The sequence below is a fragment of the Polaromonas sp. P4_F6 genome (assembly GCF_056401275.1).
The window spans coordinates 26,335-51,798 of record NZ_JBFUJQ010000016.1 but is presented as its reverse complement, the minus strand read 5'-3'; the positions used below and the strand labels follow the sequence as shown (position 1 = coordinate 51,798).

Below are 25,464 nucleotides of genomic sequence, written 5' to 3'. Positions count from 1 at the left end.
TATTTTTGGGATTCTTCAGATTTTGACGACCACACGGCCGCGCACTTTGCCTGACATCAAGTCGGCCGCTTTTTCGGCGGCACGGGCCAGCGGCACTTCCTCGACCATGGCTTCCAGTTTGGCCGGGTCCAGGTCGCGGGCCAAGCGCTCCCAGGCTTGCTGGCGCTTTGCCAGCGGCGCCATCACGCTGTCTATGCCGGCCAGCGTCACACCGCGCAGGATAAAGGGCATCACGGTCGCCGGGAAGTCCGCGCCCTGGGCGAGGCCGCAGGCCGTCACCACACCGCCATAGCGTGTCTGCGCGCAGGCATTGGCCAGGGTGTGCGAACCCACGGCGTCCACCACCGCGGCCCAGCGCTCTTTTTGCAGCGGCTTGCCGGGTGCCGACAGTTCGGCCCGGTCGATGATGCTGCTGGCGCCCAGCTGCTTTAAATAAGCCTCTTCGCTGGCCTTGCCGGTGGCGGCCACCACGCTGTAGCCCAGCTTGCCGAGCAAGGCCACGGCCACGCTGCCCACGCCGCCAGTGGCGCCCGTGACCAACACCTCACCGTCTTTGGGTTGGACGCCGTGCCGCTCCAGCGCCAGCACGCTGAGCATGGCGGTATAACCGGCCGTGCCTATGGCCATGGCCTGGCGAGTGGTGAAGGCAGCCGGCAACTTGACCAGCCAGTCGCCCTGCAGGCGCGCGCGTTCGGCCATCAGGCCCCAGCGCGTTTCACCCAGGCCCCAGCCGTTGTGCACAAAACGGTCGCCGGCCTTCCAGCTCGCGTGGGTGGATTCGAGCACCGTGCCCGCGCCGTCAATGCCGGCCACCATGGGCCAGTTGCGCACCACCGGCCCCTTGTTGGTGATGGCCAGGCCGTCTTTGTAATTGAGGGTGGAATATTCGACCTGCACCAGCACGTCGCCGGCGGGAAGCTGGGCCTCATCGGTATCGGCCACGGCAGCCGAAAACCCGGCCTCCGACTTGCTGAGCAAAAGGGACTTGAACACGGTGTTGTCTCCTGAGGGTTACCTGTCTCATGGCCAGAAATGCTGAGAAACCAGAAAAACTGAATTCTTAATTATGGATAACGGGCTTTCAGGAGGCTGACGAATCGGAACGTGAGGTACCCGATCTCCTCAACGCCGCGGGCATAGCGCCGGAAGCGATTTACGAATCGTTGCGTCCTGATCGAAGACGCCCAAAGAAGACTCTAGTCATAGAACGACTCTTTGTGCACCTCTGCCTCGGCATATGCGATGGCTCGCTGAAGCTCAGAGAGTGAAAAAACAATGTCTCGGTCAGGGAAGTGCAGCACCACCTGCATCCCCAACTGCTCATCCTCGCGGAACGTCAGGATTGGACTGGCGGTGCCATCAGCCTTCACGGATGCTGAAACTTCGACATGTATGCCATCCCCGACCGCAGAGAATCGAGAAAGGTGGATCTCGGAAAGAATATTTGGCTCTTCTGTGTGCATGACTTCAGCGGGTTAAGGTTCGAGCTAAGCCAACCACAATGAGTCAGCGCTTGAGCGAAGCATTGCGCCCTATTGCCAGGGCTCATGCTCGTTTCACAGGGAGTCCCAGATCAATTGATGATTTGGCCCATGCCGTTCTCTACGCGGGCTCTCAGTTGCTGAATGAACTCCGGGTCATACAGTTCCCAGGATTCGAGCTCGCCAACAACTTTCAAAGGCAGCCTGCTTCGATAGGACCGCGTCGGGTTGCCCGGGAACTTCTTGTCGGTCACGTTGGGATCGTTCTCAAACTCCCCCGTAGGTTCAACGACGTAGACACGCGGCCTGCCACTGCCTTTGGCTATTTCCGCGGCAAGCCCGGCGCCTTTGGCAATGGCCGTGAAATAAATGTGGTTCATCACGAGGCTTTCGTCGTAATTCGATGTGAAGCCAGGCTTTAGTAGATCGCCTGTTTGCAATTGGGCTTTTGTGCCATGAAAAAAAGGGCCGGAGTCTAAAGCTGCCATGGGTTGTTAAGTGGAAACGCGGTGAATATTGAGGGCACCTAAGGTTGAAATGAGTGGGCCGCCAACACTCGCGGTGAAACCGCCTCTTGTTGCTGTGGGTCCGCTTCGATTGACATATTAAGTCGAACCACCATTGCGCTCACTGGTCAGCGCCTTTGTTCTACGCGAAATCCACCGGGTGAATACGGATGTGGGCACGGCTGCGCCCCACCGCCTCCGACCATTTCAATTTGAACTGTGCCAGGGGGTGCGCTTTGATCTCCACCGTAAACCTGCCCCACCCGTGTTTCTACGCCAACGAGTGAAGCGGGTACTCCGTATGTGCGCAGCAGGCTCGCAAGATAGTCGGCCCGGCTGCTGGCGAGTTTTTTCACATGGTCGGGCGGCCCTTCCCTCGGATCTTCATACACTGAGACATAGGCGGCCTCAAAGGCGCACCAATCGCGATTCCGCACCGTGTCCAGGGCTTTAATGAGTCCTTCACGCTCTTTGGCACTCAAGGACGCAGCCGACTTCGCGAAGTGAACATCAACACCGTAGGTCGGCTTCTGAAATGCGCAGATGGAGGCGGACGCAGCGGCGAGGACTATGCCTGCGAGAAACCGTATGTTGATTGACATGTTATGCGCCATTGTCGCTCCGGCCTTGTGCCAGCTTATGCGCCGGCCGGCAACCGGACCAGCGGATAAAGGAGCAGCACCGCCGCGGCCAGCGCCGCCAGCGTGCGCACATGGTTCCACATCGTCCAGCCGGCCACATAGCCGCGCCAGAAGGTGGCGGCCTCGGCGCTGGCCGCATCCTGCCGCGCCAGCGCGTTGTTGCGCGGGACATTAAAGGCCATCGTCACGCCGAAGGTGCCCAGCAAATAAAGAAGGCTGCCCGCCCCCAGGCAGAAGGCGCCGGGCGCCTGCCAGTGCCAGAGGGCGACCAGCATCAGCACGGCGCATACCAGGGCCGTGCCCATGAACAGACCCAGGAAACCGGGATTGAGCACCACCACATTGATGGACTGCATGGCCGCGATGCCCGAGGCCGGCGCCACGCGGGCCAGGGCTCCCATTACAAAGTTGGAAAACGCCAGGAAGATACCGGCAATCAGCGCGCTGCCCAGGGCCGCGAGCAAGGTCAGGGCAAACAGCAGGACGTGGGTGGATGGCATGGGCCCTCGCAGGTCGGTGCGGAATTGGAGGGCTTACTGTACTGCCGCCCGGCCACGGCGGCAATCCACGCGCGACGCGCCTGCAAACTATCGCGCGACGCCCGCCTCGGCCATCGCCTTTTGCATCGCGGCTTTCATTTTTTCCATCAGCTGCGGCATGCGGGCCTGCATGGCGAGGGCGGACTTCTGCATGACAAGAGGCATTTTGTCGACAAAGGCAGCGCCGGCCGGGCTGCGGTAAAAGGCAATCAGTCCGTCGATCTCGTCCTGGGTGAAGGTCTCCTGGTAGATGCTGATGTACATCGACTGCATCCGGCTCCATGAAAGGTCTTCTTTCATGACGATGGAGAACTCCCTGCGCGCAGCGTCGATCATCCGTTGTTGCTCCGGCGAGAGTTGCCGGCCACCCAGCATTTGCCCCAGCGCCTGGCCCATCATCTGGTCAACCTGGCCGTGCATGCCCGCGATGAGCGCCTCGGTTTTGGTCACGGTGAGAAGCGTGTTGATGGACTCCGTCGACGCGGGCGCCGCAGAGCAGGCGACGGAGGCGGACAGCAGCAGGGAAAGAAGGAATGAGTTACGCATGGCGAATGGGTAGGTGAAGGAATGTTGGGACGGTGCGGAACGTGCGGGTTTTAGCAGTGAATGAACGGCTCAGTCAATCAAGGATGAACTGGATCGGTTGGATAGACCACGAATCCACGGCACGGCCCGACCGGGTTCGTGCGGGGTTGAATTTGAACTTCTTCATGCCCGCCACCGCAGCCGCGTCCAGCCTGTCAAAGCCTGAACTTTTCTGAAGCTGCACCTCGCCGGGGTCGCCGCTGGCCAGCACCTGCACCCGCAAGGTCACGCGGCCCTGCTCCCCAAGGCGCCTGGAGAGGGTGGGGTATCCAGGGCTGGGCGAATTTGCCTGACTCGCGGGCTGCACAATTTCGTCCGGGCCGGAGGCACAGCTCGCCACAAGCATCAAAAGAACCAGCCATGACAAGCGCATGGCATAAGCAAGCTGGAAGCCGGCCTGCCTCACTTCACCAACCCCAGCACATCCTTGAAGGCCTCATGCTCGGCCGTGCGCAGCCACTCAAACGCCACCATCTCGGTGGTCACCAGTTCAGCGCCGTTGCCGGCAAGGCGGTCAAAGGCGGCGTCGCGGTTGCGTTCGCTGCGCGAGCTGCAGGCGTCGGTCACGACCCAGACCTCAAACTCTTCTTCCAGCAAGTCGAGCGCGGTCTGCAGCAGGCAGACATGGGCTTCGCAGCCGGCGATGACGATGGTGCTTCTGCCCTCTTCCGGCTCGGGCGCGGCTTTTTGCAGCTGTTTGGGCAGGCTGCGCGCATTGCGGCCCTGGCTGGGCTGGCGCACCGGCGGGCGCAGCAGGTCGGACAGGCCGTCGGCCACGGCGCTGAATGACATCTTGTCCAGCACGCGGCCGCCGGCGGCGGCAATCGCGGCCTGGACCTCGGGCACCAGCGGGCCCAGGCCGCCGGGGTTTTCGGCCGTGCCCCAGACCGGCACTTCGAGCAGCCTGGCCATGCGGGCCAGCTTCACGGCATTGGCCAGCACCAGGCTGTTCTCAAAAATGGCGGGCATGAGGCGGGACTGGTAGTCCACCAGCACCAGTTGGGAGTCGTCGGCATCGAGCAGCATGGAGGGGTTCCTGGAAATAATTGGGGAGAGGATGGCTAAATGTAAAGGCAAGATTTGGCTGGCCGGGTCTCGCCCCGGCAGGCGAGGCACTTTTGACGCACAAAAGAAAACCCGCATTGCGGGTTTCGATAAAGGTGAGTTGCCGCCGGGCAACCTCCGGCCAGCAGCTCTCAACAAAGGAAGGAGGACGATGAGGAGGAAGAGCGCGCTCAGCCGGAGCAAGGCCCGGCCTAAATAGACCCCAAATCCTGGATGGCATCCACCACCATACTAGTCCCCACCGCAATCAGCAGAATGTCGGTCGCAACCCGCACATACTTGTGTCCGGCGGGCGGGGCACCCAGCTGCACCACCACAGCCGCGGGCACGGGGTAGTACACGATGTCGCGCGGCAGCGGCTGGCCTATGGCGTATTTCTTGGCCTGGCCTGGGGGCAGGCAGCCGTTGTTTTTCTTGGCCAGGCCCGGAGGGCAATGGCCGGCCTTGAACTGCTTGCCGTAGTAGTTCTGGACCACCACACGCTGCTGCGGCACAAAATAGCCGCCGACCTTGACCTCGGCGGCCTGCTTGTTTTTCTTGGCTTTTTTGCCGCCCGGCTCTTGATTGCCCTGGTCGGACTGCTCCGCCTGCTGCTCGTGCTTGTTGCCTTTGTTTTTGCCGCCGCCTGCCCATTCGGGTTTCTCGGCAAAACTCGTGGAACAGGCCAGGGTCGCGACCATCAGCAGTGCAAGGCTGCGTGTCATCGTGGTGGTTTTCATTATGGTTCTCCGGTGGTTTTGACAAGGGCATGCAGCAAACAGGGCGTTGGCCGCATGCCTGACTATTCAACGGAGGGCTGGCGCGGCCGTTGACGGGGCTTTACCCATTCTCGCCATCGGGAAAGGAAAAGGCCTGTAGGGCAACCAGCTGAAGCCGCGTCCTACATTTGCTCACATTCAGGCAGCGCAGCCCTAGCTCGAAGGCTCCGCGAATTTCAGCAGTCGCGTCGCCAGCAAGGTTTCTGCCAGAAAGCACACCAGGGCCAGAAGGAAGCAAACCACGCCCGACAGAAAGCACACCGTTGCGATCCGCAAGGTGGGCAGCTCGCTGGTCTCGCCGAGGAACAGCAGGATGATGGTGGTTCCGATCAGGATGGCGCAAAAAGTCAGCAAGGCGATGCAGATGTTGACCAGCCAGCCGCGGTGGCGGAGTTCGCGCAGTTCGGCATACATGCGCTGCGCGCGGGTGTCTTCCACGCCGCCGGCTTCCAGCCGGTTTTCCAGAAAGCGCGCGCGGTCGATGATGCGGGCCAGGCGGCCGGCCACGGCGGCGATCATGCCCGAGACGGCGGTGAGCAGAAACACCGGCGCCACGGCCAGCTGGATGCCGTGGGTGACCGTGGCAAGGTCGGGCGCGAAATTCATGCAGGGGCTCCGGGCGTCATGGGTTGGCGATGGGGTATTTTGTCATGCGGGCTGCGCAAGGGCCGCTGTTTCATGGCGGCATGGACGCCGCCCTGCGCCTGGCGCCCGCCGCGCGCCGGGCCCGCCAGCTCTTCACCGCGTCGCAGGCTTCGAAGTGTTTGAGCAGGTTCTGTTTTTGCCGATCCAGCAGGCTGCTGGCCTCTATCATCTGCGGCCACAATTCACAGGCCTTGCCCACCGCCTCATTGAGCACGCCGCGTACGCGTGTTTCAAACATGCCGGTGGCGTTGCAAAAGCTGCGCAAGGTCTGGGCCGTGAGCCTGGCCTGCTTTTCGCCACCGGGCACAAAACGCAGCGCGTGGCCGCGCCCGCCCAGGTAGGCCGCGTAGGCCACCACGTCGTAGGCCGGCGACAGCTCGGGCGTGCGGCCGTCACGGTACAGCACGCCGAAGTTCTTCACGTGGGCGTCGTAGTTGCCCAGCATTTCATTGACCATGACGCGGCGTATCAGTTCCTCCGCCGCGCCCTCGCCCACCTGGGCCGGCAGGCTCATGCCTTCGCGCAGCGTCCTGGCCATGGCGGCGTAACTCGCGGCCGGGTGGGTGTATTTTTCTTCGGGCTGTATGCGCAGGATCTGCGCGAAATCCTCGCAGTGGATATGCCCCTGGGGGCCGCGGTCAAAACGTTTGACGGCCAGGAAATGCCGGCTCTCGCCGAGCACAAAAGGCTGGCCGGTCGTGATCTCGTCCAGGGGGGCCAGCCAGGCTTCGCACACGTTTACGCCCGCGGCCCGCGCCAGGCGCAGCGAGAGTTCCTCCACCTCGGGCAGAAGGGCAAACTCCGCCGTGGGCAGCTTGGCGATGATGTGGGTGCCCTGTGCATTGCGGGTGCGCGCCACATAGCGGCCCTGCTGCTGCACCAGCGCGAGCTTGGGCTGAACGCCGGACAGCGAGGTTGCGTCGGGCAAGGGCTCGGCGGTGACGGACATTTCCAGCGCGTCATGGTGCTGGGTGACCACGCCGGCCAGCGCCTGGGGATCGAGGTGTGCCGGGTAGGCATAGACATTGCCCGGCAAGTCGGTGCCGCAGGCGGCCAGCATGTCGAAATGGTCGTTGGGCCCGCAGCCGCGCAACTGCTCGAGATGGCGGCGCAGCGGCCCCTCGGGCAACAGGTTTTGGAAAAAGGCCGGCAGGCGCCCGCCTTCGGCATTGAAGAACGGGGTGCTGACGTAGCTGCGCCAGAAAATCTCGCGGCGCTGCGCGTCGTCGTCCGTGGCGGCCCAGGAGAATACCGGCGATGCCGGATTCGACCAGAAGGCCTCGTCGGGAATGAAACGCGTGAGCGCCGTGCTGCCCGTGCCGTACTGGAACAGCAGCCCGGCGCGCAGGGAGCCCAGGTAGATATCCAGCGCCAGGACGTTCATGGGCGCTCGCCCTTGGCCCTTTTTCCGCCTGCGGCGGCCGCGGCGAGCTGCGAGGTTTCGGCCACGATGCGGTCCACCCGCGACAAGGCGGGCGGCGCAGGCTCCTGGACGCTGTGCGCCTGCAGGCCGGCGGCCGCCACCTTGGGCAGCAGCAGCACCTCCAGGCCCAGCTGGTCGGCAATCGCCATCAAGGTGGTGATGCGCGGCGCGCTGCGCCCCTGGAGCACGTTGCGTACCGCCAGGGGTGTGAGGCCTGTCCTTTCGGCCAGGGCCTGATAGTCCAGCATCAGGCGCTGCCGCTCCGCTTCAAGGAGGATCGCCATTTCAGACAGTGTTTTCATAAATAGAAAAATATCGTTTTTTAAATTAACGATAGTATTTTATCTATTTTGATATTTTCAATCAATAGTTAACAATCTTTTAATGAAGAATAGATAGTTAAATATCGTTCTATGGGCTTGAAGCTGCGGCTGTTGCCAGCAGCGTCTTTGCCGCCGGCTGCTAGCCGAACTTGCGCACCGCGTCGAGTGCCAGCCCTGCCCCAATACTGCCGAAGCGGTCGCCCTCCACGCTGCGCGCCTGGGGCAGCAAGGCGGAAATCTGCTCGCGCAGCAGGGGCACGCCGCTGGAGCCGCCGGTGAAAAACACGGTGTCTATGGCGTCCGGGTCGACGCCGGCATCCTTGAGCAGGCCCAGGACAGTGCGCGACACCGTGCCCACCAGTTCGCTGATGGCGCCGTCAAAGTCAGGCCGGTGCAGGGTGAGGGTCTCGCCGGGGGCGATGCGCCCCAGGTCCATGACGGCCTCGGGCGCATCGGACAGCGTGATCTTGGCCGCCTCGACCTGCATCGCCAGCCAGTGGCCGGCACGCTCGCGCACCAGGTTCTGCAGGCGGTCCAGCTTGTCCTTGTCGACCGCGCCGCGCCGTATGTCGCTGATCTGCGTCCAAGACTTCTTGCTGTAGACCTGGTTGATGGTGTGCCAGGTCGCGAGGTTGAAGTACTGGGCCGAGGGCACCTCCAGCCCGCTCACCAGCCGGCTGCCCAGGCCCAGCGTGGGCATGACGCTGGCCAGGCTCAGGTATTTGTCGAAGTCGGTGCCGCCTATGTGCACGCCGCCGCTGGCCAGGATGTCATCCCGCCGCTCGGCCTTTTTCGCGCGCTCCGGCGACAGGCGCACCAGCGCGAAGTCCGAGGTACCACCGCCTATGTCCACCACCAGCACCAGTTCTTCACGCCGGATCTGGGATTCATAGTCGAAGGCCGCGGCAATGGGCTCGTACTGGAAGGCGATGTCTTTGAGGCCCACCGCATGGGCGATTTCGGCCAGGGTGTTTTCGGCTTTCTTGTCGGCCTTGGGGTCGTCGTCCACAAAGAACACCGGGCGCCCCAGCACCGCCTGGCTGAAGGATTGGTCGGCGGCTTTTTCGGCGCGGTGCTTGAGTTCGCCGATGAACTGCGCCAGCAGCACACGAAACGGCAGCGCACGGCCGCCGACCTCGGTGTGGTCGTCAATCATGGCCGTGCCCAGCAGGCTTTTGAGCGAGCGCATCAGGCGCCCTTCATAACCGGCCAGGTAGTCGGCCAGCGCCGCACGGCCATAGCTCACATGCTCGTCCTCGGCATGGAAAAACACCACCGAAGGCAGCGTCGGCTTGCCGCCTTCGAGCGGCAGCAGCGCGGGCAGCCCGGGCCGGCTCCAGCCCGCCGTCGAATTGGAGGTGCCGAAGTCTATGCCGCAGGCCTGGGGCGCGCTCACCGGCCGGCCGGCTTGGCAAAGCCGCTTTCAGCCCAGGCCACGGCGCTGGCGCGGTTGAGTTTGAAGGACGGCGCCACGCGCACCTGCGCCAGTGGCTCGCCGGCCTCGTCGGCGGCGCTGAGCAGGCCGTGCGGGTTGTCCTCATCGGGAACGATGTCCAGCGTCACCGTGACCCGCGCCGCATGGGCGGTCACCGTGATGCTCTGGTGCAGCGTGGCATGCAGCTGCTGCTCGTGCCTGCGCACGAATTCCGAGGCGGTTTTCACCAACGTGCTGAAGGCGGGCCCGTCCAGCGGCTTGGGATTTTTCTTGTCGCGCCCCATGGTCCAGGGGCCGACCAGCGCGGGCTCGGGCTCGCCGTCCTTGATCATGGCAACGGCCCAGCCGTCGTCGTCCTCGTTCTTGATGACCTTGGCCGTCCAGCCGTCGCCGCGCCAAAGCCGCGGCTCCTGGAGAACGGGCTGCTCGTCGTGGGGGGATTCGTCGTCCGGGCCGGCCGGCGGGGTGTGGGAGTCAGTCAAGGCGGAATCACTCGGGTCGGGCGCCCCGGCGGCAGGCCGGGGGCAAATTCAGGTCACGCACCGCCTTCAAACAACACGGTGCGCATGGGGGACACGGATTCTACAGCCCCGCCCCCATCCCTTCACAAGCCAAGGTCGCTCAGGCTCGGGTGGTCGTCGGGCCGGCGTCCCAGCGGCCAGTGAAACTTGCGATCGGCCGCCTTGATCGGCAGGTCGTTGATGCTGGCGTGGCGCACCGCCATCAGGCCGCTCTCGTCGAATTCCCAGTTCTCGTTGCCGTAGGAACGGAACCAGTTGCCGGCATCGTCATGCCACTCGTAGGCAAAACGCACGGCAATGCGGTTGCCGCCAAAAGCCCACAACTCCTTGATCAGTCGGTAGTCCAGCTCGCGCGCCCATTTGCGCGACAGCAGGCCGACGATTTCCTCGCGGCCGGTGACGAACTCGGCGCGGTTGCGCCAGCGGCTTTGCGCCGTGTAGGCCAGCGACACACGCTGCGGGTCCCGCGTATTCCAGCCGTCTTCGGCGGCGCGGACTTTCTGCACCGCGGTTTCGTGGGTGAAGGGTGGTAGCGGTGGCCGGGTTTCCATGTGTCGTCCTTTGAATGAAGAGAAATCGAGGGATAGTAGACAACTCTGTCTACCTACCGAAATTCTGGCACAAGTAGACAGATCTGTCTACAACCTCTAAGATCAACCCATGGACATTTCAGCCCCCTCCCCGCGCGATCGCATCCTGCTCACCGCGCACGACCTGTTTTACCGAGACGGCCTGCGCGCCACCGGCATAGACCGCATCATTGCCGAGTCGGGCGTGGCCAAACTCACCTTCTACCGCTGCTTTCCAAGCAAAGACGAGCTGATCCGCACCTTCCTGGACTACCGCCATGAGCGCTGGATGGCCTGGTTCGTCGATGCGCTGGGGCGGCACGGCGCGGTGTCGGGCGGCGGCTTGTCGCCGCTGCTGCCCGCGCTGGCCGAATGGTTTGCCGACCCGCTGTTTCGCGGCTGCGCCTTCATCAACGCCATGGCCGAAGCGGGCACCCTGCCCGGCGTGGCGCAGATCGTGCAAAACCACAAAAACGAAATGCGGCAGGTGATTGCCGGCCTGCTGCCGGCCGGCCCGCGCCAGCAGGCCACCACCGGCGCCGCGGCGCTGGCCGTTGACGGCGCCATCGTGCGGGCGCAAATGGAGGACGGCGAAGCGGCGCTGGCCGGCTTGCGCGTACTGCTCAATGCGCTGGATGCGCCTGCCGCCTAAGCTTTCAGGGGTCGGCGCGGCTTGGCCTTGGGGCGGGATTTGAGCGCCGGGCCCGCGCGCTCCACCACCTTCACCGCCGGGCGTTTGCCCGAAGCCACCCACTCGTCGTAAAAATCGATCTTGCTGTCCAGCAGCCTGAGCGCCAGCTGCCATTCGGCAATCATGTCCCTGACCTGCTCACGGTGCGCCGACAGCAGCGCCTGCCGCTTGGCCAGCGTGCTGCTGCCCTGCTTGACCAGCGCGGTGTATTCGCGCATTTCCGCAATCGACATGCCGGTGCGCCGCAGCCTGTCCATCAGTTCCAGCCAGCTGATGTGCAGCTCACCGTAGACGCGGCGCCGCCCGCCGTCGCGCGCCACGCCCGGGATCAGGCCCTGCGCCTCGTACCAGCGTATGGTGTGCACGCTGCGCCCGGTGCGCGCGGCGAGTTGCCCGATCAGGAAGGTTTCAGCCATGCATCACTATAGAGCCGCTCAGGCGGCAAGCGCCTGCGCTGGCGGTGCCTCCAGCGCCGAACTCACGAGCGCGGTGTCCAGGTACTCCATCAAGTCCCTGATCTGCCCGTCCTCCATGCGGCAGACATAGCAATAACGGTTGTTGTAGGCCTTGCCGGCTTTGGTCGTGACCCGGCCGTCGAATTCGATGACAACCATGTCGCCGTCGGCCATCACGCGGCGCGTGCTGCTGATGTAGGGCGTGGCGAACTGGGCATACAACGGCCGCAGCAGTTCATGGACGACCGCCTGCTTGCCGCTGTAGGTACGCGACCATGGTGTGTCGCCGGGAATGGTCCATGAAACGTCGTCGGCCATGGCCTCGACAAAGGGCTTGCCATTGCCTTTGTCCAGCTCGGCCATGACCTGCCGTATGCGTTGCCTGTTGGCTTCGGTAGTGGTGAGGATGGATGCTGTGCTCATGAGGAATCTCCTGGAATGCCCGTCGCACCGGGCGTGGGGCCCCGCAGGTCGCGAGGGCTTGCAGGGATTAAAGATCCTCGAGTGCACTCAAGGTCAAGCGCCGCCATGGAAAAAAATACTGCCGCCTTGAGGCCAACCCTACAATGCCCGCATGAACCAGAAACGACCGGCCGCCAGCGAATGGGTCAGCAAAATGCTGGCGGTGCTCAAAAGCGGCAACACGACGGCGGCCATCGCCCAGATCAAGGCCACCACCAGCAGCAAGGATTTGCGGCAGCTGCACGCCACGCTTGAAAAAGCCCAGATGTTCAAACAGCTCCCCGGTGTGGAGACGGCGATTTCCGACCAGTTGCAGGCCCTGGCCTCGCCGCGTCTTAGCCGCTCACCCTGAACCGGTCTAAGCCGGGCGAATCTCGAACTGCGCATCGCCCATATAACGATGCGGACCCAGGGCAGCCGTCACGGCCGCCAGCTCCGCCGCCTGCCACTGGCTGAAGATCTCCAGCTCGTCGGCCGACAGCACATCTTCCGCCGGTGACTCGCCATAGGTCGCGACCAGCCGCATATAGGCGGTGTAGACCGGCAGCACCAGGCTTTCATGGCCCAGCGCATCCTCCAGCGCCGTGCGAAAGCGCTGCTCGGCCGCCCGCAGCTCTCCCTCGGACGCATCTTCATAAGCGTACAGCCTGAGCCGGTAACTCACAGTGTTTCCCTCACGGCTTGGCGGGCGCTGGCGTGTTTTGCGTCAGTTCGATACGGCGGCGCAGGCGGTCGGCCTCGGCGGTGTTGCCGCCCTGCTCCGCCAGTCGCAGCGCCACGCCCAGCCAGGCCAGCAGCGGGCGCCGCCAGCCCTGGGCCGAGGCGATGTCCGTCGCCTGGCGGATCACGGCCGGGTCGGCCTTGCCGGTTTGCAGCAGCACGCCGGCCGCCACCAGTTTCGACAGCGGGTCGTTGATGCCGGCCAGCGCGCCCGCATTGCCGGCCGCGGCGGCGCGCTGAGATTCAGGCAGCAGCGCAATGCCCTGCGGCGCCACCCGGCCCTTGAGGTAGTCCGCATAGGCGCGCTGCGCCTCGGTGGCATCGGGGCTCAGTTTTTCAAAACCAGTGCAGGGCTCGTCCAGCACCAGGCTGGCGACGCGCGTCGCGCAATGCAGCAGCTCGGCCGTGGCCAGCAGATCGGCACGGCCCGAACGCGTGAGCTGGCCGCGCGCGCGCTCCAGCTCGGCTGTCTCGACGCGGCTGTTGCCTTCCATGTAGGCGGCGACGGAACGGTCCATGGAGCCTTTGGCTTCGAGCTGCCAGTCCGGCGCGCGCGGTCCGCTCGAGCAGGCGGCCAGCAGCCCGGCGGCCAGCCATATGGCGGGTTTCATGGTGCTGATGTTCATGGCAGTTTCATCTCCGCCTGGCTCGCATCCTTGGCGAAAGGCCATTTGCGGCTGATCTCGTTGATCAGGCCTTCCACCTTGCGCAGGCTGGCTTCCACGTCGGCGCGCAGCGCGCCCAGGTCAGCCGTGGCGTCCTTGGCATTGCGGGTCACGGCTTGGGCGTCCTGCAGCAGCGCGTCGACCTTTTTGAGGCTGGTGCGGGCTTCGCCCAGCATGGTGTTGAGCTGCACCACGGTGGCGCGGGTTTCGGGCATCAGGCCCTTGTCACCGAAGACCTGGGTGTCGGTCTTGGCGGCCAGGCCGTCCAGCTTGGTGAGCAAGGCATTCGTACGGTCCAGGGTGGCGGCGAATTTTTTGGCCTCGGCCTCGCTGCCCAGCAACACGGTGAGCGCGCCGCCTGGGCCGTTCAGCCTGTCGGTCAGGGTTTTCAAGTTGGCCAGGCTGGCGCCCACCGAGCCGCCCTCGCCGGTCAGGGTGTTGAGGTTCTCGATCAGGTCCTTGGCCGCGGCAATCACCTTGGGCACCTCAGCGGCCGCGTCGCCCAGCAGCACGGTGCGCTCCGCCCCCTCGGGCAGCGGCGGGTCGTTCAGCAGCCCGGTGTAGGCGCGTATGGCGGTGCCGCCCACCAGCCCGCGCACCAGCGTGAACACGCTGCTGGTGCGCAGCCAGTGGGCGTCCTTGGCGGCCACGTCAACCAGGATGCGGGCCTTGCCGTCGGGCGCCAGCTCCACACGGTTGACCCGGCCTATGGGGAAACCCGAAAACGTCAGGTCCATGCCGACCACCACGCCGTCGGAATCGTCGGCGATCAGCACCAGGCGCTGGGTGGACTCAAACGCGCCGCGCGCATACATCACGTACAACGCCGAGCCGCACACCAGCAGCAGCATAAAAAGCAGCAGCAGCCTGGCCTTGAACTCCAGGCTGCGGATTTCCGCGGGCGAGGACTGCTGGGCCTCGCGCGCCGGCTGCAGCGGGTCCGGCCTACCGGGCGGCGGGTTGGGATTGTCGTGGGGTGAACTCATGGGCTTGTTTTCTTCTTGTTGGGTCAATAGTAATTGCCGACCAGCGATGCCACTTCAATCAGCAGGATCACCGCGAACATGCGCACCAGCCCGCGCATCTCGGCGCTGGTGCGCACGCTGGCCTCGGACATGCCGTACAAGGCAGAGGCCATGGGTATCAGCGACACGGCCAGGCAGAAAAACAGGGTCTTGAGCACAAAGATCAGCGTCACCGCCGGGCTGAACACCTGGCCGAACAGCCGCGTGTAAGCCGCCAGGCCCGACAGCGCGAAGCCGTAGGTCGCGATATAGGCCACCACCAGCGCCACCACACAGCTCAGCGCCGCCAGCGTGATGCCCGAGAACATGCCTGCCACCACGCGCGGCAGCACCTCGCGCCGCACCGGTTCAATCCCCTGGCGCCGCATTTCGTCGAGCTCGCCGCTGGCCTGCATGGCCGTCAGTTCGGCGCCGTCGGGAATCGTGCAGCGCAGCGCCACAAACAAGGCCGCCGTCAGCGGGATCAGCTCCAGCACCAGCACCCGTATCACAACCTGCAGCGCATACTGCGACAGCCCATAGCTGAGCGCCGTCACCAGCACGATGCGCGTGAGCACCACCGTCACCAGCGCGCACAGCACCGTGAACCACAAAAGAATGGGCGCGGTGTTGACGTAAATATGGCGCGACAGGATGGCCCGGCTTTGCGGGCTGTAGCTGGACGGCGACAGCGTCAGGACCAGGATGATCGCCCCCAGGTGCACCAGCCGCCACCACTCGATCACCCACAGCTGCGCGGCACGGCCGGTTTGCGTGAGTCGACTTTGCGCGTATCCCCTGGAAGCCATGCGGCATGATACCTGCGGGCCTGCCCGGTTCGTTGTAGGATGGCAGGCGTTTTTACGCTCCTCATCCCTTTCTTCCTGACTCCCTGATCGCAGACACACCATGGCCCTCGACACCTGGACCGCCTACTTCCTTGCCTCCATCCTGATCGCGCTGTCGCCGGGTTCGGGGGCCGTGCTGGCCATGAGCCACGGCCTGAGTTTTGGCATGCGGCGCACGCGCGCGACGATTGCCGGTTTGCAGATCGGGCTGGTGGTCATCCTGCTGGTGGCGGGCGCGGGTGTGGGTTCGCTGCTGGTGGCGTCGGAGCTGGCCTTCAGCGTCGTCAAGATACTGGGCGCGCTGTACCTGATCTACATAGGCTGGGCGCAGTGGCGCTCGTCGAACGGCATCACGGCGGATGGCGAGGCCGGCGTGGCCGACAGCAACAGCCTCTCGGCGAAACGCCGCTTCCTCACGGGCCTGCTGACCAATGTGACCAACCCCAAGGGCATTCTGTTTATGGTGGCGGTGCTGCCGCAGTTCATCAGCCCCAGCCGGCCGCTGTGGCCGCAGCTGCTGGTGATGGCCGTGACCACGGTGGCGGTGGACACCGTGGTGATGCACGGCTATGCCTTCGCGGCCAGCCGGCTGCAGACGCTGTTCAAGAATGCGCGCGCGATCCGGCTGCAAAACCGCGTTTTCGGCGGCATGCTGATGGCGGTGGGCGCGGGCCTGTTCTTTGTGAAGCGCAGCCACGCGGCGGCGCACTAGGTTTCATGCTCAGGCCTTAGGGGCCTGGGCCGAGACAATCGCCGCCAGCTTTCGCAGCGCCTCGTCGACCTGGCTGGAAAAGGGCTCGCCGCAGCTGATGCGCAAAAAGTTGTCGAAGCGCTTCGAATTGGAAAACATCGAACCCGGCGCGACGCGTATGCCCTGGCGTATGGCGGTGTCGAACACGGCCTGCGCCGAGCTGCCGGCCGGCAGCTCCACCCACAGCATCATGCTGCCCCTGGGCACCGACAGCCGGGTGCCGGCCGGGAAGTGGGCCGCGATGGCCTCGGCCATCTGCTCGCGCTGGACATTGAGCATGCGGCGCAGCCTGGCCATGTGGCGGTCGTAGGCGCTGGAGGCCATGAACTCGGCCACGGTGTACTGGGCCAGGACTTCATTGGCGCGGCTTTGCGCGTACTTGATCATCTGGATGCGGGCCTGCCAGCGGCCGCCGGCGACCCAGCCCAGGCGCAAGCCGGGCGCCAGGGTCTTGCGCAGCGAGGCGCAGTAAATCACCCAGCCGTCACGGTCCCAGGCCTTGGCGGCCTTCAGGGGAATGTCGTCGGGGCCCAGGGCGCCGTAGGTGTCGTCCTCGATCACCGCGATCCGCTGGCGCTCGCACAGGCGCACCAGTTTTTCTTTTTCGGCATCGGGCATGACGCTGCCCAGCGGGTTGTGGAAGTTGGGCATGACCACCACGGCGCGAATCCTGTCGTGCGTGCGCAGGGCCAGGTCCAGCGCCTCGACGGAAATGCCCTGCTGCGGGCTGGTGGGGATCTCCAGCGCGCGCAGGCCCAGGCTTTCCAGGATTTGCAGCAGGCCGTGGTAGGTGGGCGACTCCACCGCGACGGTGTCGCCCGGCTGCGCGACCGCGCGCAGGGCGATATTGAGCGACTCTATGCAGCCGTGGGTGACCAGGATGTCTTCGGGCGAGAGCTGCATGCCGGCTTCCAGCGCGCGCTTGGCCAGCACGGCGTTGAGCGGCGAATCGTGCAGGAAATCGGGCGCGCTCACCAGCAGAAAGGGGTGTTTGCGCAGGGTGCGCGTGGCGGCGTTTTTGAGCGCCTCGGCCGGGTACATCGCGGGCGTGCCGTRGGTGCCCGCAAGGTTGGTGACCAACGGGTAGACATCGCATTTGGCGACAAAGTCGGAGACGCGGTCGTGCACGCCTACGTACTGGGCCGGGTCCAGCTTGCGGCCGGAGTCGGGCTCGCTGGGCGGCTGCAGGTCGGTGCGGCGGCGCTTGAGCACAAAGTACCCGGAACGCGGCCGTGCCTCGAGCAGGCCTTCGTCCTCCAGCGTGTGGCAGGCCTCGACCGCGGTCGACAGGCTGACCTGGTGCAGCCGCGTCAGCGCCCTGACGGAGGGCATGCGTTCGCCGGGCAAAAGCACGCCGGACTGGATCGCCTGCCGGTAATGGCTGGAAAGCCGCAGGTAAAGCGGCTGCGAGGGAGCTTGCGCGGGGCTTGGGGCCAGGGGTGACACGTCCATGGGCTGAATGATCCGTGAAGGGGCTGCGGCGACACAGCCACAGATGGGGCAAAACCAGACCATAACAGATGGGGAATTAGCCCTCTGTACCGATACAGAAAGAGCTTGTGTGCATCTGTCGGGAATGGGGCGCTTTCCTTAATCTTGCAGCCATGCCCTCCCCGACCGACCACCCCTGATTGGAGCCGCCATGCAGCACCGCCCCGCCCCTCGCCGCCTTGAGCTTGACGCCGGTGAATCCCTGTTCTTCCACAGCAAGGCCGGCAGCGCGCTGATCAGCACCTCGGGCACGCTGCTGGTGACAGGCGCGCCGCGCTGGCTGGGCGAGCAGGTGTTTCGCGACGCCGCGGCGCTGGAGCTTGGGCAGTCGCACGTCGTCACCGAGGACGGCTGGGTCACGGTCACCGCCCAGCACGGCGGCGCGGCCTGCCTGGTGAGCCAGCCGGCGCGCGTGCCGCTGCGGCAAAGGCTGGCGGCGGCGGCCCAACAATGGCTGGGCCGGCTGTCAGGAATCACCCAGGCCGCGCGCGGGCGATACCGCGGCGCCAAGCCGGTTTGAGGCCGCCACGCTAAATTCGACCTTCATTCCCCTCCACTCTTGACCCACGCCCATGACCACTTCCGCCTGGCTTTTGTTCATCACCATTTCACTTGTGACCGCACTCAGCCCCGGGCCGGGCATTTTGCTGGCGGTCTCCAATGCCGTGGCCTGGGGGCCGCGCAAGACGCTGTGGAGCTCGGCGGGCAATGTGCTGGGCGTGTTCTCGGTCTCGGCCGCGGCGATGGCCGGCCTCGGAACGCTGCTGCACACCTCGGCCTGGCTGTTCGCGGTACTCAAAGCCGTGGGCGCGGTCTACCTGGTCTACCTCGGCTGGCGCCAGTGGACCAGCAAGACCTCGATGTTCGACGCACCCCTGCCGGAACAGTCGCAGCCCGGCAAAAGCAATGCCGCGCTGTTCCGCCAGGGCCTGCTGGTGGCGCTGACCAACCCGAAAAGCATTCTGTTTTTCACCGCGCTGTTTCCCCAGTTCATCCATCCCGAAGCGCCTGTGCTGCCGCAGTTCCTGGCGCTGACCAGCGCGTTTGCCGCCTGCGTGCTGAGCTCCCACATGGTGTACGTGCTGCTGGCTCGCCACACGCACCGCTGGTTCGGCACGCCGCGCCGGGCCCGGGTGTTCAACCGCATCTGCGGCGGCGCCTTCGGCCTGCTGGGGCTGAGCCTGCTGCGGCTCAAAAGCCCCAGCTAAGCCCCCCCAGGTTCCCATCCCCTCTCTATATAACTACCCAGAAAGAAAGCCCCTGCCATGGAAGACTCACGCGATGCCCGTTTTGCCGCCCAGGAAACCGCCCTCGGCTACAGCTTTGAGGGTGAACTCAAGATAGGCGGCAACTACGTGTCCACCGTGCGGCACGGCGACGTGGTCTATGTCAGCGGCCAGGTGCCGCGCGTGGGCAGCACCGTGGTGGTCACCGGCCGCGTCGGTGCCGACGTTTCGCTGGCCCAGGCCCAACTGGCCGCCAGGGTCTGCGCCATGCGCGCGCTGGTGCTACTGCGGCAAAGCCTGGGCAGCCTGGACCGCATCCAGCAAATCCTGCGCGTGACGGTCTACACACAGTCCGCGGCCGACTTCAGCCAGCAAAGCGAGGTGGCCGATGCCGCCTCGGACCTGCTGCATGCGGTGCTGGGCGGGGCCGGCACGCACACGCGCACCTCGGTGGGCGTGGCGCAGCTGCCCAAGAACGCGGCGGTCGAGCTGGACCTGATCGCGGCCGTCACGCCGAACTGATCAGTTCCCCGGCAGCAGGCGGATGAGTTTGCCGTTGCTGTTGTCGGTCAGCACATAAAGCAGGCCGTCCGGGCCCTGGCGCACGTCGCGTATGCGCTCGCCGAGTTCGGCGAGCAGCTTGCTTTCGCGCACCACCTTGCCGGTAAAAGGTGTCGTAAAAGGCGCCGACAGCTCGATGCGGTCCAGGTAGCCGAATTTGAGCGAGCCGACAAACAGGTTGCCCTGCCAGGCTTTGCCATAGCGCTCGCTGGTCAGAAAGGCCATGCCCGAAGGCGCGATGGACGGTACCCAATAGTGCAGGGGCTGCTGCATGCCGGCTTTTTCGGTGATGCCCTCGCCTATCTTGCCGCCGCCGTAGTTCTCGCCGTAGGTGATGATGGGCCAACCGTAGTTGGCGCCAGGCCTGGGGAGGTTGATTTCGTCACCGCCCTGCGGGCCGTGCTCATGCATCCAGAACGTGCCGTCGGGCGCCAGCGTCGCGCCCTGGGCATTGCGATGGCCGTAGCTCCAGATCTCCGGCAGGGCCCCGGCTTTGCCGACAAAGGGGTTATCCTGGGGAACCGAGCCGTCTTTGCGGATGCGCACAATCTTGCCGTGGTGGTTGTCCAGCGCCTGGGCGTCTTCCTTGCGCGAAAAACGCTCGCCCAGCGTGAGGAAAAGCTTGCCGTCTGCGGCGGCCCGGCTTTCGACGATGCGGCAGCCGAAGTGCGCGCTGCTGGCCACCTTGGGTTTCTGGCTGAAGATGATTTTGAGGTTTTCCAGCCGGGTCTCGTCGGCGCTCAGGGTCGCCCGTGCCAGGGCCGTGCTGTTGACGCGGCCCCCGGGGCCGGGTTCGGAAAAGCAGAAAAAGACCGTGCGGTTGCGGGCAAAGTCGCTGTCGGTGATGAGGTCCAGCAGACCGCCTTGCCCGCCGGCGGCTATTTCCGGCAGCCCGGCCACGGGCGGCCCCAGTTTGCCGGTCGCCGAGATGACGCGCAGCCGGCCCGGCCGCTCGGTCACCAGAAAACGGCCGCCGGGCAGAAAAGCCAGGCCCCAGGGGTTTTCCAGGCCGCTGGCCACGGTTTCCGGGCGGACGGCCTGTGCCTGGGCAGGCGTGTTCATCGTGAAAATTGCTATTAAAACAAGAGCAAACTTTGTAGATGCAACCTTGAATAGCGTCATATTTCACTCCTTAAATCAAACCGGAGCCGGCAGCCGCAGCGCGGGCCACGGCGTCCTGTCCCTGGCGGCCCGCCAATGCGCCTTTTTCATATGCAAACATAGGACCTGAAGCGTAAAAAGGGGTTTTCCCGCAGATAAACTCGTTACAAATCAAGGGTTTGTAAAGCTTATCAAGAAGCCACTTGAGGTTGACGTAGGACAGATCTGTCAAGTATCCTAGGCGCCATGCGAAAAATTGCCCCTGCCCTCATCATTGCCTCTGCCGCTTTGCTGGCAGCTGGCGTGCATGCGGCGCCGGGCAACTCCAACGATGACATGGACAAGCTGCTGGCCGACAAAGGCCTGCTCACGCAAATCGGCCAGGTCCGCCAAAGCGTCAGCAACAAGGCGTCCGAGCTCGTGGTCAATGCCATGGGTTTCCTGGGGGTTCCCTACAAACGCGGCGGCAATACGGTGGAAACCGGTTTTGACTGCAGCGGCTTTGTGCGCGCCATCTACGAACAAAGCGTAGGCCTGCTGCTGCCGCGCCGGGCCGAGCAACAGGCCGCGGCCACCCAGCGCATCGAGAAAAACGAGCTGCAGCCCGGCGATCTTGTGTTTTTCAACACCATGCGGCGCGCTTTCAGCCATGTCGGCATTTATGTCGGCGACGGCAAATTCATCCACTCCCCCAAGCCCGGCGCCGAAGTGCGCGTCGAAAGCATGGGCGTGAGCTACTGGCAGCGCCGCTTTGACGGCGCCCGCCGCGTGCAGCCAACGGGCACCCCGCTGCCGGAAACCGAGCGCATGGCGGCCCTGCCGGTTTCCCAGGCGGCAGCCCGCGTCCCCGAAATCCAGGCCGCGCAAACCGCCGCACCACTGACCAGCMTGCAGTCTCAGCCGGTGCTGCAGGAACAATACCGGCGCTGAGCCGGGTTTTTTCGCCACCCTCTCCGGAGTTCTCCGGGCCCCCTTCTCTTACTCTTTCTCCCGCTCGTTTTTCGGCGACATGTCGAGTTCCACGGCCTGGCCGTTGTCCAGGGCCTCGCCGGCGCCGGATGGCGAACTCCGCACCGTGCGCACCTCGGTATCGCCCACCAGGCCGGCAGCCTGGGCCAGCTGAAGCACAGGCTGCTCTGTGGGGGCGCCTTCGGCCAGGTTGCTGCCGGACGGGATCACGCGGTTGTTTTCAGCGTTGGACGACAGTTGCTGGTTGCCCTGGGGCTTGCCGTTGACGTTGACCAGGCCGCCGCCCGAATTCGTCACCTGTCCGAAATTGCCGCTGACGCTGCCACTGGCCGCCGTCACCGTGACCTGGGAGGACGAACCTGTCACCTGGGCCTCGCCGACGGCGGCCACCGACACGACAGGCGCCACGACGTTGGCCACCACCGAGTCGCCGGCCAGCGAGGCGGAGCCCGAGGCCACCACCACCACATTCACGTCACCCTGCGGCGCCTGCACAACCACATTGTTGCCGCTGATGTTGCCGCTGATGTTGCCGGTGCTGCTGCTGATCTGCACATTGCCCTGGCTGGTGGTGGTGGCGCTGATGTCGCCCTGCGCCTGCACGACCACACTGGTGCCGCTGATGCTGCCGCTGACGTTGCCGGTGCTGCTGCTGATCTGCACATTGCCCGCACTGGTGGTGGTGCCACTGATGTCGCCCTGCGCCTGCACGACCACGTTGCTGCCGCTGATGTTGCCGCTGATATCGCCGGTGCTGCTGCTGACCTGCACATTGCCCTGGCTGGTGGTGGTGCCGCTGACGTCGCCCACTGCGGCCACCGCCACTTCGCTGGCCGTCACATTGGCCGAGACGTCACCACCGCTGGTGACCTGGACGGCACCCTGGCTGATGGTGGAGCCGCTGACGTCGCCGCCGGCGTTCAGGGTGTTGGTGGCGCTGGCGTCCTGGCCGCGCAGGGTGTGGTTGCTCAACGCGACATTGCCCAGCGCATTGATGCCGTAGCCCTTGACCCAGAGCGTGCTGTCCAGGCTGAAGGCGTTGGACACCACCTCGAACTGGCCCAGCGCATTGGCCTCGGTGCCGCCCGACAGCATATGCACATTGCCGCGGCTGGCGCCGGAGCCGGCGAGCAGGCTCAGCGCGCGAGCCGTCCCGCCGGCGTTCTGGATGTCACGGTTAAGCGAGATATCGGCGCCCAGGGTGGCCAGCGTGGTGTCGCCGAGCAGGCTGACCGGCGCCTGGAACACAATGCCGCCCGCGCCGTCGGCCGTCACCGTGCCGGCGATGCCGGAGCCGCCTGCACCGCCATTGAGCACCAGGCTGTGCAGGGTGCTGCCGCTGAAGTAGAGGTTGTAGGGATTGTTCACCACCACGTTCTCGGCATAGGTGCCGGAGCCCACGCGGATGTTGGCGCCGTTGCCCGCGTTGCCCAGCGCCGTGTTGATGGACAGGGCCTGCGTGCCGCCGCCCAGCAGGCTGCCGATGCCGACGTGGAAGTCCTGCGTGGCCTGCGCGCCGTTCCAGCCCTGCACATAGCTGGAGGCGGAGCTGCCCAGGTTGACGGCATAGTCAAACGCGTTTTGCTGCGAGGCCTGCAGCCAGGTGTACTGGTTGTTGTTGCCCGCGCTGCTGGCGTTGCGCACCGCGAAATCGAAGCCGGCGATGCTGAGCGTGCCGAAGTTGCGGCTGGCCGACTCATCTTGCAAGTAGACCGGGTTGCGCTCGGCGAAGCTGTTGTTGCCCGCTATCGTGATGTTGTTCATCTGCTGGTTGTAATAGCGGTTGGCCTGGTAAAGCGCCAGACCGCCCCAGTCGTTGTTGCGCGTGGTGGAATTGCTGACCGTCACGTTGGCGCTGTCGGTCAGCTGGATGCCCGCGCCCTGCGTGCTGCCCGCGTCATTGCCCACGGGCGCGCCGTTGGCCGTCACATGGTCGATGAGCGCGCCGTCCACGCCGTTGAGGTCCAGCTCGGCCCGGCCCGCGCCGCGGCTGGTGACGTTGCTAATCGAAAAATTGCGCAACCGAGCCGACGCGTCATTCGTACTCGAGGGCGCGACCTTGATGCCGTAGGCCGAGGCCACGTTGGCGCTGGGGCCGTAGAGCGTGAAGTCCCTGAGCGACACGTTGTCTGCGCTCACGTTGATGCCGTAGTTGTTCACCACGCCGCGTGCATCAATGAGCGTCGCGCCCTGCCCCGCGCCTGCCAGCGTGAGGCTCTTGTTGATAACGAGGGTTGACGGCTGGACATAGGTCCCTGCTGTCACGTTCACCGTGCCTCCCGCGACCACGGCATTCACACCGGCCTGCACGCTGTTCAGCGGTGTCAGCGCGCTGCCCTGCGCACCGCCGGTCCCCGTGGTGGCCACATTCACATGCGTGCGGTTGGCAGAGGTATAGGCCTGGTCCTGCACCGACCAGTCGCCATTGGCGGCGCTCAGGGCCAGCAGGGATTGCTGCCAGGAGAGGGTCGGACCCGTCGCCATCGGGTTGCTGCGGATGGCCGAGCCGTCCCAGTAGCCGTTCAGGTGCAGGTTGAGGCCCCATTCATTGCCTGTCGGCCCCTGGCTGTTGCCGGCCAGGGTGATGCCGCTGCCGTCGGTGTACTGCACCGAAATCGCGCTCTTGGTGTTTTCGATGCGGTTGCCGGAGACGCTGCCGGCGTTGCGCCCGTCAATCAGGATGCCGTTGCGCACGTCGTGGATGTTGTTGTTGGTGATGGTGAAGCCGGTGACGCCGCTGGCCACCGCGATGCCGCGGCTGATGTTGGAGCCCCAGGCGTAATTGAGGTAAGGCTGGTTCACCGGCCCGGCGATCTCCAGGCCGGTCACGGTCACGTTGTTGGCGCTGATGCTGACACCGTTGACCTGCGCAGCATCGGGCACGACGATCTTTGCGCCCGCCAGGCCGGTGAGCGTGAGGTTGGCCTTGTTGAGCGCCAGCTGCTCGGCATAGCTGCCCGCGTGCACGTCCACGGCCGCGCCCGCGCCGGGCGTGCCGGTCTTGGCGATGTTCACAGCGTCCTGGATGCGCGCGCCGCCATAGACGTCGATATGGTTGGAATTGCCGCTGACGCTGGGCGCCTGCAGCGCCGACTTGAGCACCACCGCGTTGCCGTTCACGACGATGGCATTGCTGGCCTGCTGCACGCCCTCGAGGTTGATCACGCCCGACAGCAGGTTGGCCGCGTCGCCCACGCCCAGCCGCAAGGTCGCGCCGCTCAGGCTGGCGCCGGCCTCGTTGGACACGCTGCTGCCCGTCGCCCCGCCGGCGATGGCGAATTCATACAGCCCGCCGTTGAGCGACACCGTGGCGGCCGTGGCGCCGGCCAGCGCGATGGTGCCGCCGGTCGCGATGATGCTGCCCTGGTTGCTCACCGAAGGCGCAACCAATGCCACCAGGCCGGCGCCCTGCACGGTGATACCGCCTTGCGCAGTGATGCTGCCCTGGTTGGTGATGCTGCCCGCAGCGCCCGTGATCTGCGCGCCACCGGTGCTCATGAAGTTGTTCGCGTCAATCGTGCCTGTGGTGGCGATCAGCGAGCCCACATTCACCGTGGCATTCGGCCCAAACATCACGCCATTGGGGTTCATCAGCATCACCATTCCGTTGGCCGACAGGCTGCCCATGATGTGCGTGGCATTGGTGTCGCCGTTGATGCGGTTGAGGATGGCCGACGCCGCGTTGGGCTGCACGATCTCAACCGACTTGCCCGGATTGATGTTGAAGGAACCCCAGTCCAGCACGGCCCGGTTGGAAGCCTGGGTGATGGTCATCTGGTTGCCCGCCACCGAGCCCGAAGCCGAGCCCGAAAACACCGTGCCGGTTTGCGGCAGGCCCGCCGCGCCCACGATGTCCACGGTCCAGCCGGGCGGCGCGAACAGCAGCGCCGCCGCCGCGGGAAGGGTTTTCAGTGCGAAGGACGGCCGCCGCCGTTCGGGGGGACGCAGAAGCGGGGCAGGGAGTTTGGCTTGCATGGAATCACCTCTTGAATGCAAAAAAGACAAAGCACAACAGGGACGGATCCAGTG

Annotated in this window: 32 protein-coding genes; 7 read left to right on the top strand and 25 right to left on the bottom strand. The window is 65.0% G+C overall.

All coding sequences use genetic code 11. From position 1 onward, the window contains the following. Positions 1 to 15 precede the first annotated feature (15 nt). The 15 genes from acuI to AC1DUN_RS23680 form a co-directional block, all read right to left on the bottom strand. Complete coding sequence (gene acuI / locus AC1DUN_RS23750) at positions 16 to 993, bottom strand: acrylyl-CoA reductase (NADPH) (RefSeq protein ID WP_477716124.1); 978 nt, start codon at positions 991 to 993, stop codon at positions 16 to 18. A gap of 203 nt (positions 994 to 1,196) precedes the next feature. Continuing rightward, a complete protein-coding gene (locus tag AC1DUN_RS23745; RefSeq protein ID WP_477716123.1) occupies positions 1,197 to 1,463 on the bottom strand; it encodes a hypothetical protein in 267 nt (88 codons plus the stop codon). A 110-nt stretch (positions 1,464 to 1,573) separates the two neighbouring features. Further along, positions 1,574 to 1,969: an NAD(+)--rifampin ADP-ribosyltransferase gene (gene arr / locus AC1DUN_RS23740; RefSeq protein ID WP_477716122.1), complete on the bottom strand. Its 396-nt coding sequence runs from the start codon at positions 1,967 to 1,969 to the stop codon at positions 1,574 to 1,576. Between the two features lie 146 nt (positions 1,970 to 2,115). After that, a complete protein-coding gene (locus AC1DUN_RS23735) occupies positions 2,116 to 2,589 on the bottom strand; it encodes a hypothetical protein (protein WP_477716121.1) in 474 nt (157 codons plus the stop codon). A gap of 35 nt (positions 2,590 to 2,624) precedes the next feature. Beyond that, positions 2,625 to 3,128, bottom strand: a complete 504-nt coding sequence (locus tag AC1DUN_RS23730) for an anthrone oxygenase family protein (RefSeq protein WP_477716120.1) — start codon at positions 3,126 to 3,128, stop codon at positions 2,625 to 2,627. Positions 3,129 to 3,215: 87 nt separating this feature from the next. Next, complete coding sequence (locus tag AC1DUN_RS23725; RefSeq protein ID WP_477716119.1) at positions 3,216 to 3,713, bottom strand: DUF2059 domain-containing protein; 498 nt, start codon at positions 3,711 to 3,713, stop codon at positions 3,216 to 3,218. 73 nt (positions 3,714 to 3,786) lie between these two features. After that, positions 3,787 to 4,098 carry an energy transducer TonB gene (locus AC1DUN_RS23720; protein ID WP_477716142.1) on the bottom strand — a complete coding sequence of 104 codons (312 nt, stop codon included), beginning with the start codon at positions 4,096 to 4,098 and terminating at the stop codon, positions 3,787 to 3,789. Positions 4,099 to 4,154: 56 nt separating this feature from the next. Then, positions 4,155 to 4,778: an isochorismatase family protein gene (locus AC1DUN_RS23715; RefSeq protein WP_477716118.1), complete on the bottom strand. Its 624-nt coding sequence runs from the start codon at positions 4,776 to 4,778 to the stop codon at positions 4,155 to 4,157. A 230-nt stretch (positions 4,779 to 5,008) separates the two neighbouring features. Continuing rightward, positions 5,009 to 5,536, bottom strand: coding sequence for a hypothetical protein (locus AC1DUN_RS23710; RefSeq protein ID WP_477716117.1), 528 nt, complete (start codon positions 5,534 to 5,536; stop codon positions 5,009 to 5,011). A gap of 192 nt (positions 5,537 to 5,728) precedes the next feature. After that, positions 5,729 to 6,181: a DUF2721 domain-containing protein gene (locus AC1DUN_RS23705; protein ID WP_074579979.1), complete on the bottom strand. Its 453-nt coding sequence runs from the start codon at positions 6,179 to 6,181 to the stop codon at positions 5,729 to 5,731. A gap of 70 nt (positions 6,182 to 6,251) precedes the next feature. Then, positions 6,252 to 7,604 (bottom strand): type II toxin-antitoxin system HipA family toxin, encoded by a 1,353-nt coding sequence (locus tag AC1DUN_RS23700; RefSeq protein WP_477716116.1) that lies wholly within the window; start codon positions 7,602 to 7,604, stop codon positions 6,252 to 6,254. Beyond that, on the bottom strand, positions 7,601 to 7,927 hold the full coding sequence (locus AC1DUN_RS23695; RefSeq protein ID WP_477716115.1) for a helix-turn-helix domain-containing protein: 327 nt from the start codon (positions 7,925 to 7,927) through the stop codon (positions 7,601 to 7,603). The genes AC1DUN_RS23700 and AC1DUN_RS23695 overlap by 4 nt, the downstream gene beginning before the upstream one ends. Positions 7,928 to 8,105: 178 nt before the next feature. Further along, on the bottom strand, positions 8,106 to 9,362 hold the full coding sequence (locus AC1DUN_RS23690) for an Hsp70 family protein (protein WP_477716114.1): 1,257 nt from the start codon (positions 9,360 to 9,362) through the stop codon (positions 8,106 to 8,108). Beyond that, positions 9,359 to 9,883: a hypothetical protein gene (locus AC1DUN_RS23685; protein WP_477716113.1), complete on the bottom strand. Its 525-nt coding sequence runs from the start codon at positions 9,881 to 9,883 to the stop codon at positions 9,359 to 9,361. The genes AC1DUN_RS23690 and AC1DUN_RS23685 overlap by 4 nt, the downstream gene beginning before the upstream one ends. 122 nt (positions 9,884 to 10,005) lie before the next feature. Next, the gene (locus AC1DUN_RS23680) at positions 10,006 to 10,473 is read right to left on the bottom strand and encodes a nuclear transport factor 2 family protein (RefSeq protein ID WP_477716112.1); all 468 of its coding nucleotides are present in this window, start codon (positions 10,471 to 10,473) and stop codon (positions 10,006 to 10,008) included. A gap of 109 nt (positions 10,474 to 10,582) precedes the next feature. Here AC1DUN_RS23680 and AC1DUN_RS23675 point away from each other — a divergent pair, with 109 nt between their 5' ends. After that, positions 10,583 to 11,143: a TetR/AcrR family transcriptional regulator gene (locus tag AC1DUN_RS23675; RefSeq protein ID WP_477716111.1), complete on the top strand. Its 561-nt coding sequence runs from the start codon at positions 10,583 to 10,585 to the stop codon at positions 11,141 to 11,143. Here the strand turns inward: AC1DUN_RS23675 and AC1DUN_RS23670 are convergent. Then, on the bottom strand, positions 11,140 to 11,598 hold the full coding sequence (locus tag AC1DUN_RS23670) for a MerR family transcriptional regulator (protein WP_477716110.1): 459 nt from the start codon (positions 11,596 to 11,598) through the stop codon (positions 11,140 to 11,142). The two genes, AC1DUN_RS23675 and AC1DUN_RS23670, sit on opposite strands and share 4 nt — an antisense overlap. Positions 11,599 to 11,616: 18 nt before the next feature. Further along, positions 11,617 to 12,060, bottom strand: a complete 444-nt coding sequence (locus AC1DUN_RS23665) for a nuclear transport factor 2 family protein (RefSeq protein ID WP_477716109.1) — start codon at positions 12,058 to 12,060, stop codon at positions 11,617 to 11,619. Positions 12,061 to 12,211: 151 nt separating this feature from the next. On the opposite strand from AC1DUN_RS23665, the gene AC1DUN_RS23660 reads away from it, so the two are divergent. Continuing rightward, positions 12,212 to 12,451, top strand: a complete 240-nt coding sequence (locus tag AC1DUN_RS23660) for a hypothetical protein (protein ID WP_074579970.1) — start codon at positions 12,212 to 12,214, stop codon at positions 12,449 to 12,451. A gap of 6 nt (positions 12,452 to 12,457) precedes the next feature. On the opposite strand, the gene AC1DUN_RS23655 is transcribed toward AC1DUN_RS23660, so the two are convergent. Genes AC1DUN_RS23655 through AC1DUN_RS23640 form a run of 4 tightly spaced genes read right to left on the bottom strand, consistent with a single transcriptional unit; the run spans position 12,458 to position 15,297 of the window. After that, the gene (locus AC1DUN_RS23655; RefSeq protein WP_477716108.1) at positions 12,458 to 12,763 is read right to left on the bottom strand and encodes a hypothetical protein; all 306 of its coding nucleotides are present in this window, start codon (positions 12,761 to 12,763) and stop codon (positions 12,458 to 12,460) included. Between the two features lie 10 nt (positions 12,764 to 12,773). Continuing rightward, positions 12,774 to 13,445, bottom strand: coding sequence for a hypothetical protein (locus tag AC1DUN_RS23650; protein WP_477716107.1), 672 nt, complete (start codon positions 13,443 to 13,445; stop codon positions 12,774 to 12,776). Then, positions 13,442 to 14,470 (bottom strand): MlaD family protein, encoded by a 1,029-nt coding sequence (locus AC1DUN_RS23645; RefSeq protein WP_477662749.1) that lies wholly within the window; start codon positions 14,468 to 14,470, stop codon positions 13,442 to 13,444. The genes AC1DUN_RS23650 and AC1DUN_RS23645 overlap by 4 nt, the downstream gene beginning before the upstream one ends. A gap of 23 nt (positions 14,471 to 14,493) precedes the next feature. After that, a complete protein-coding gene (locus AC1DUN_RS23640; protein ID WP_477716106.1) occupies positions 14,494 to 15,297 on the bottom strand; it encodes an MlaE family ABC transporter permease in 804 nt (267 codons plus the stop codon). A 100-nt stretch (positions 15,298 to 15,397) separates the two neighbouring features. On the opposite strand from AC1DUN_RS23640, the gene AC1DUN_RS23635 reads away from it, so the two are divergent. After that, entirely contained in the window at positions 15,398 to 16,048 is a 651-nt protein-coding gene (locus AC1DUN_RS23635; protein ID WP_477716105.1) for a LysE family transporter, read from the top strand. A gap of 9 nt (positions 16,049 to 16,057) precedes the next feature. Here the strand turns inward: AC1DUN_RS23635 and AC1DUN_RS23630 are convergent, their stop codons facing one another. Next, positions 16,058 to 17,539 carry an aminotransferase-like domain-containing protein gene (locus AC1DUN_RS23630; RefSeq protein ID WP_477716104.1) on the bottom strand — a complete coding sequence of 494 codons (1,482 nt, stop codon included), beginning with the start codon at positions 17,537 to 17,539 and terminating at the stop codon, positions 16,058 to 16,060. Between the two features lie 190 nt (positions 17,540 to 17,729). Between AC1DUN_RS23630 and AC1DUN_RS23625 the strand changes: the two genes are divergently transcribed. From AC1DUN_RS23625 to AC1DUN_RS23615, 3 genes are read left to right on the top strand one after another with little or no spacing between them, the layout of a single operon-like run. Then, complete coding sequence (locus AC1DUN_RS23625) at positions 17,730 to 18,098, top strand: hypothetical protein (RefSeq protein ID WP_477716103.1); 369 nt, start codon at positions 17,730 to 17,732, stop codon at positions 18,096 to 18,098. A gap of 52 nt (positions 18,099 to 18,150) precedes the next feature. Beyond that, positions 18,151 to 18,786, top strand: coding sequence for a LysE family translocator (locus AC1DUN_RS23620; protein WP_477716102.1), 636 nt, complete (start codon positions 18,151 to 18,153; stop codon positions 18,784 to 18,786). Positions 18,787 to 18,843: 57 nt separating this feature from the next. Next, complete coding sequence (locus tag AC1DUN_RS23615) at positions 18,844 to 19,326, top strand: RidA family protein (RefSeq protein ID WP_477662741.1); 483 nt, start codon at positions 18,844 to 18,846, stop codon at positions 19,324 to 19,326. On the opposite strand, the gene AC1DUN_RS23610 is transcribed toward AC1DUN_RS23615, so the two are convergent. Together AC1DUN_RS23610 and AC1DUN_RS23605 are read right to left on the bottom strand one after the other, a co-directional pair. Next, the gene (locus AC1DUN_RS23610; RefSeq protein WP_477716101.1) at positions 19,327 to 20,427 is read right to left on the bottom strand and encodes a PQQ-dependent sugar dehydrogenase; all 1,101 of its coding nucleotides are present in this window, start codon (positions 20,425 to 20,427) and stop codon (positions 19,327 to 19,329) included. It lies immediately after the preceding gene. A gap of 70 nt (positions 20,428 to 20,497) precedes the next feature. Further along, positions 20,498 to 20,698 carry a hypothetical protein gene (locus AC1DUN_RS23605; protein WP_477716100.1) on the bottom strand — a complete coding sequence of 67 codons (201 nt, stop codon included), beginning with the start codon at positions 20,696 to 20,698 and terminating at the stop codon, positions 20,498 to 20,500. A gap of 14 nt (positions 20,699 to 20,712) precedes the next feature. On the opposite strand from AC1DUN_RS23605, the gene AC1DUN_RS23600 reads away from it, so the two are divergent. After that, entirely contained in the window at positions 20,713 to 21,396 is a 684-nt protein-coding gene (locus AC1DUN_RS23600; RefSeq protein ID WP_477716099.1) for a C40 family peptidase, read from the top strand. 48 nt (positions 21,397 to 21,444) lie between these two features. Here AC1DUN_RS23600 and AC1DUN_RS23595 read toward each other — a convergent pair whose 3' ends face one another. Next, positions 21,445 to 25,410 carry a beta strand repeat-containing protein gene (locus AC1DUN_RS23595; RefSeq protein ID WP_477716098.1) on the bottom strand — a complete coding sequence of 1,322 codons (3,966 nt, stop codon included), beginning with the start codon at positions 25,408 to 25,410 and terminating at the stop codon, positions 21,445 to 21,447. Positions 25,411 to 25,464 lie beyond the last annotated feature (54 nt).

Bases quoted from the DNA above. Each gene is read 5' to 3' on its own strand.
- AC1DUN_RS23645 (WP_477662749.1), bottom strand. From the start codon at position 14,470: ATGAGTTCACCCCACGACAATCCCAACCCGCCGCCCGGTAGGCCGGAC.
- AC1DUN_RS23595 (WP_477716098.1), bottom strand. From the start codon at position 25,410: ATGCAAGCCAAACTCCCTGCCCCGCTTCTGCGTCCCCCCGAACGGCGG.
- AC1DUN_RS23610 (WP_477716101.1), bottom strand. From the start codon at position 20,427: ATGAACACGCCTGCCCAGGCACAGGCCGTCCGCCCGGAAACCGTGGCC.
- AC1DUN_RS23640 (WP_477716106.1), bottom strand. From the start codon at position 15,297: ATGGCTTCCAGGGGATACGCGCAAAGTCGACTCACGCAAACCGGCCGT.
- AC1DUN_RS23680 (WP_477716112.1), bottom strand. From the start codon at position 10,473: ATGGAAACCCGGCCACCGCTACCACCCTTCACCCACGAAACCGCGGTG.
- AC1DUN_RS23670 (WP_477716110.1), bottom strand. From the start codon at position 11,598: ATGGCTGAAACCTTCCTGATCGGGCAACTCGCCGCGCGCACCGGGCGC.
- AC1DUN_RS23665 (WP_477716109.1), bottom strand. From the start codon at position 12,060: ATGAGCACAGCATCCATCCTCACCACTACCGAAGCCAACAGGCAACGC.
- AC1DUN_RS23675 (WP_477716111.1), top strand. From the start codon at position 10,583: ATGGACATTTCAGCCCCCTCCCCGCGCGATCGCATCCTGCTCACCGCG.
- AC1DUN_RS23620 (WP_477716102.1), top strand. From the start codon at position 18,151: ATGACCACTTCCGCCTGGCTTTTGTTCATCACCATTTCACTTGTGACC.
- AC1DUN_RS23710 (WP_477716117.1), bottom strand. From the start codon at position 5,536: ATGAAAACCACCACGATGACACGCAGCCTTGCACTGCTGATGGTCGCG.
- AC1DUN_RS23745 (WP_477716123.1), bottom strand. From the start codon at position 1,463: ATGCACACAGAAGAGCCAAATATTCTTTCCGAGATCCACCTTTCTCGA.
- AC1DUN_RS23735 (WP_477716121.1), bottom strand. From the start codon at position 2,589: ATGTCAATCAACATACGGTTTCTCGCAGGCATAGTCCTCGCCGCTGCG.
- AC1DUN_RS23695 (WP_477716115.1), bottom strand. From the start codon at position 7,927: ATGGCGATCCTCCTTGAAGCGGAGCGGCAGCGCCTGATGCTGGACTAT.
- AC1DUN_RS23725 (WP_477716119.1), bottom strand. From the start codon at position 3,713: ATGCGTAACTCATTCCTTCTTTCCCTGCTGCTGTCCGCCTCCGTCGCC.
- AC1DUN_RS23700 (WP_477716116.1), bottom strand. From the start codon at position 7,604: ATGAACGTCCTGGCGCTGGATATCTACCTGGGCTCCCTGCGCGCCGGG.
- AC1DUN_RS23625 (WP_477716103.1), top strand. From the start codon at position 17,730: ATGCAGCACCGCCCCGCCCCTCGCCGCCTTGAGCTTGACGCCGGTGAA.
- AC1DUN_RS23615 (WP_477662741.1), top strand. From the start codon at position 18,844: ATGGAAGACTCACGCGATGCCCGTTTTGCCGCCCAGGAAACCGCCCTC.
- AC1DUN_RS23730 (WP_477716120.1), bottom strand. From the start codon at position 3,128: ATGCCATCCACCCACGTCCTGCTGTTTGCCCTGACCTTGCTCGCGGCC.
- AC1DUN_RS23720 (WP_477716142.1), bottom strand. From the start codon at position 4,098: ATGCTTGTGGCGAGCTGTGCCTCCGGCCCGGACGAAATTGTGCAGCCC.
- AC1DUN_RS23715 (WP_477716118.1), bottom strand. From the start codon at position 4,778: ATGCTGCTCGATGCCGACGACTCCCAACTGGTGCTGGTGGACTACCAG.
- AC1DUN_RS23635 (WP_477716105.1), top strand. From the start codon at position 15,398: ATGGCCCTCGACACCTGGACCGCCTACTTCCTTGCCTCCATCCTGATC.
- arr (WP_477716122.1), bottom strand. From the start codon at position 1,969: ATGGCAGCTTTAGACTCCGGCCCTTTTTTTCATGGCACAAAAGCCCAA.
- AC1DUN_RS23650 (WP_477716107.1), bottom strand. From the start codon at position 13,445: ATGAACATCAGCACCATGAAACCCGCCATATGGCTGGCCGCCGGGCTG.
- AC1DUN_RS23660 (WP_074579970.1), top strand. From the start codon at position 12,212: ATGAACCAGAAACGACCGGCCGCCAGCGAATGGGTCAGCAAAATGCTG.
- AC1DUN_RS23705 (WP_074579979.1), bottom strand. From the start codon at position 6,181: ATGAATTTCGCGCCCGACCTTGCCACGGTCACCCACGGCATCCAGCTG.